Here is a 3,651-nt window from a genome sequence, read left to right on the forward strand (position 1 = left end):
TCGACGGGCTGATCACCGGTTTCCACGATCCCAACGCAACCCACCTCGCCATGCTCCACGCCGTTGCCGGTGAAAGACGCGTCGCCGAAGCTTACGAAGAGGCTGAACAGGCCGGCTATCTCTGGCACGAGTTCGGCGATAGCCACCTCATTCTTCGCGCCGCCTAGCTAGTGCCCGTCCATAAACGGCTGTTTTTGATCGCGCAATCCGGCGACGTCGAATGCCCGAGGAGCGGTATTTGCGCGACGGTTCGACCAAAACGATGGCGGCTACGTCGGGGTGATGTCGAATCGCGGAAAGTGTTGAACGGGGGATGGCTCGGGGGATTGGCTGGTCACCCGAGGCGTGCGGTGCATATAGGTTCGGCGTGTCAGGTTGGCTTGAGCCTGGCGAAGAGTGCGAGGTTGTGGGCGACGACCGACGACCAGACGTAAGCCCGGAAGTGGTCGAGCCCGCGCCATGTGCATCGGGCGAGGCCGTAAGCGCGCTTGAGGCATGAGATGCCGGCCTCGATGCCGGCACGGAAGTTCCTGAGCTTGCGATAGACCCAGCCGCTCTTGACCATGTCCTCGATGCGCAGGCCGGCTTTTTTGTGGAAGGCCATGTCACGAACGCCGCGGGCCTTGGCTTGGCTGAGATTTGCGCGGCTGGCATAGCCGCCATCGGCAGCCGCCTGTCGTGGTGCCTCGCCATAGAAGTCGATATGGCGCTCGAGCATTGGCAGGAAGCGTTCGCTGTCTGCCGGGTTGCCGCTTTCGATTACCATGTCGAGGATCAAGCCGCTCCGGCCGGTGGTCAGGTTGAGCTTATGGCCGTATTCGACGTCGCGGCTACCCTTGACGATGATGTCGGCATGCGGCTCGAACAGGCTGACGATCTTCTCACTGGCCGGGACCGCTTCGCCGCAAAGAACCCGCCGGACGCTCTGCGAGATGACCCGCTCGATCAGTGGACGATAGTGGCAATGCTCGCCTTGCCAGAGCGCGACCGCTATCGGATCTGGCACCTGCCATAGCTCTGTCGCCGCCTGGTCGAGATAGGCGAGGGTCGCCCGGGTGAGCTTGATCAGTTCGCGGTAATGCGGAACCCGTTTCGGTCGACCGCGGGTAAACTTGATGGCACGGGCGCGCTTCTTGGCGGCGCGGCGGTGATCATGCCATGCGATCTTGCAGAATCCGCCGGCCAAGGTATCGGCTTCCTCCAGCAGCCGCGCCATCACGCGCACCGCATCCCAGAGAAGACTGCTGTCGCTCGGCTGGTGCATGAGCGCGGCGGTGACCGTGCTGTCCACTCGGATGACCCTGCCGGTCTCGACCTTCTCCTCGCGCGCACTTTGAAGCACGGTCTGATTGATCGCTTGCCAGGTCTCCGCCCGGATCGCGCTGATCGTTTTGTGCAGTACCGACTTCTTCGGCGTCCACGACAATGGCAGCCTTGCGAATGCGCGGAAGGAGGCTGAGTCTTCCAGATGGAACGCCAGCTCCTCATAGCTCAATTGCCGGTGCTGCTTGAGCAGCCCGCAGCGCAACACCGACTCCGCCGGCAAACCCTCTCGCCCAGTCTCCTTGACACCTCGCCGAAGCAGATCCGTCGCCACCAGTTTGAGCAGCGCCGGACGGTGATCCAGCCACTGTGACATGGCTTTCAGCTCACGCCCGATCTCGTGCCCAGCAAACAGATCGAATATGCTCGCCTGGACGGTGCGTTCTTGACGCATTGTCGGCTCCGGTGGTGGCGGATAGTTCTTTGGAATCAGTGGCTTGATGCCAAAGTCTACTCGAAACCACCGGGCCTTTCACCCCCAAAAATCGTGATTCGCTGAATAATTTCAGTGATTTATCGTTTATGGACGGGCACTAGCTAGTGGGCGGGCGACTCCCGGGAAGCGAAGCCACCCTTTTCCCAACTCCATCGACCTTCTGTTCACGTGCTCGCCCCCGCTTTGCATGACCCAAGTCTCGACGCGATTGGCGGCGGATTTGAACCAAGCATCTCAATCGAACCAACCTCTAAGGACACTCTGAACAATAATCGCTACGTTTCCGCCGGCCGTCGTGGCGTGATCGTGTAGTTCCAGTCGGGATGGAACGGGTCGCCTGCGATGTTGAGGCATCTCATGACGGCTTTGCTGACCTTGATGCCCTTCTGGTAGCTACGCGTGTCGAGCGCACTCTCGACCCTCAGGCCGGTTTTGGTCGTTGTGGCCCCGATCAGTTCGACCACGGCGAGGCGATCGGTAAGCGGCCGGCCGCGCCAGTTCTGCGTTATGTGGCAGAACAACCGGTGCTCGATCTTATTCCATTTCGATGTTCCCGGTGGATAGTGGTGGACGCGGATCACCAGGCCGGTCTCGTCGGCCAGCTTTTGCAATTCCAGCTTCCACAGCCGCACACGCGCACCGTTCGAGCCGCCGCAGTCCGCCGTGACCGTCAATTCCCGCGCATCGGGATAGCGCTGTCGTCCCATGCGTTCGAGCCAGCAGCGGATCGACTGCACGGCGAACTCGGCGGTGTCGCTGGTGATCCCGACACTGACGAAACCGGTGTCGGCGGTCACATCGTACACCCCATAGGGCACGACCTTGCCGAGCTTCTTGTCCTCGAAGTCATGGACGTTCACCCGCCGTGGATCGCCTTTCGGGCGATAGTCGCTTCCGCCATTCTTGAAGTTGCCGATCAATTCCTTCTTCTTGGTGTCGACCGAGATGACCGGTTGTCGTTGCGCCTGCGCGGCAATGACTTTCGCGTTGATGTAGTCGAACTGGGCGTTTCGGTCGGGATGTTTCGAGCCTTCATCCGCCTTGCGGTTGGACTGGCGCGAGAACCCCAGTTTCACCAACTCCGCGCACACCGTGTCGGCACTGATCGGATGCCCCATCTGCGTCAAGGTTGCGGCAAGCTTCTCGATGCTTTTCGACACCCAGAGCAACGGCCGCATGGGATCCCCCAGCGTCGCCGGCTCAACCAAGCGCTTGAGCGCGGGGATGAGCCCCGGGTCGTTCTCGCAAACCGAGCGACGACCACCACCGGCACGGCGAACCCGCCCCTTCGGCAGCGGCTGCGCGTCAATATCCTGCTTGCCGCGATTGATCGTCGAGCGGGCCAGCCCGGTGATCTTCGAGACGGCCGCGAGACCGCCTCGACCAGCGGTCCGCACCTCCGCCGCCGCGAACAAGCGACGCCCTCGCTCGTCGAGTTGCGAGCCGACCGCGTTCCATCGCAGCCGAATGGCCGCCTCGTCGATCATGCCACCGACTTATCCCTGTTCGCCGAAAACAGGAATCCACAAAACCTGAGTCAATCCGACGCACCACCGCCGGACTACGATTCAGTTATTGTTCGCAGTGTCCTTAGAGCAAAACACCGACGGAAATGGGATGGCTCGATGCCGGGCAAGGCAGGATGGTTATCGATCATGCCACGCTCCCGTACGCGCCGGACAGGGCACGCCCGGACACGGCAAACCTGGATAGCGAGGTCGGACCCGGCAAGAAGACGGGAAGTCGGTCCGGTCGAACCGGCCGCCGAGATCACGGGTTCGCGGAGTTTCGGCCAGGCGCGAGGATCGCGCCGGGCAACCGCCAATCGAGGCCGTGCTGCCGCGGCGCGCGGGCGCCGGGAACATTACGTCGAGTCGAACCTTGCAAAGGCG

3 protein-coding genes are annotated in these 3,651 nt (G+C 62.0%); 1 reads left to right on the forward strand and 2 read right to left on the reverse strand.

Features of this window, described 5'->3' with window-relative positions:
* Positions 1-11 precede the first annotated feature (11 nt).
* Positions 12-167, forward strand: a complete 156-nt coding sequence (locus VFB05_RS32160; RefSeq protein WP_414643190.1) for an S-adenosylmethionine:tRNA ribosyltransferase-isomerase — start codon at positions 12-14, stop codon at positions 165-167.
* A 203-nt stretch (positions 168-370) separates the two neighbouring features.
* On the opposite strand, the gene VFB05_RS12615 is transcribed toward VFB05_RS32160, so the two are convergent.
* Complete coding sequence (locus VFB05_RS12615; protein WP_325012789.1) at positions 371-1,717, reverse strand: ISNCY family transposase; 1,347 nt, start codon at positions 1,715-1,717, stop codon at positions 371-373.
* 317 nt (positions 1,718-2,034) lie between these two features.
* On the reverse strand, positions 2,035-3,246 hold the full coding sequence (locus VFB05_RS12620; protein ID WP_325012791.1) for an ISAzo13 family transposase: 1,212 nt from the start codon (positions 3,244-3,246) through the stop codon (positions 2,035-2,037).
* Positions 3,247-3,651: the final 405 nt, after the last annotated feature.

Origin of the sequence: Bradyrhizobium sp. (assembly GCF_035652035.1) — a bacterium.
Classification (GTDB): Bacteria; Pseudomonadota; Alphaproteobacteria; order Rhizobiales; family Xanthobacteraceae; genus Bradyrhizobium.

Bases quoted from the DNA above. Each gene is read 5' to 3' on its own strand.
- VFB05_RS12615 (WP_325012789.1), bottom strand. From the start codon at position 1,717: ATGCGTCAAGAACGCACCGTCCAGGCGAGCATATTCGATCTGTTTGCT.
- VFB05_RS12620 (WP_325012791.1), bottom strand. From the start codon at position 3,246: ATGATCGACGAGGCGGCCATTCGGCTGCGATGGAACGCGGTCGGCTCG.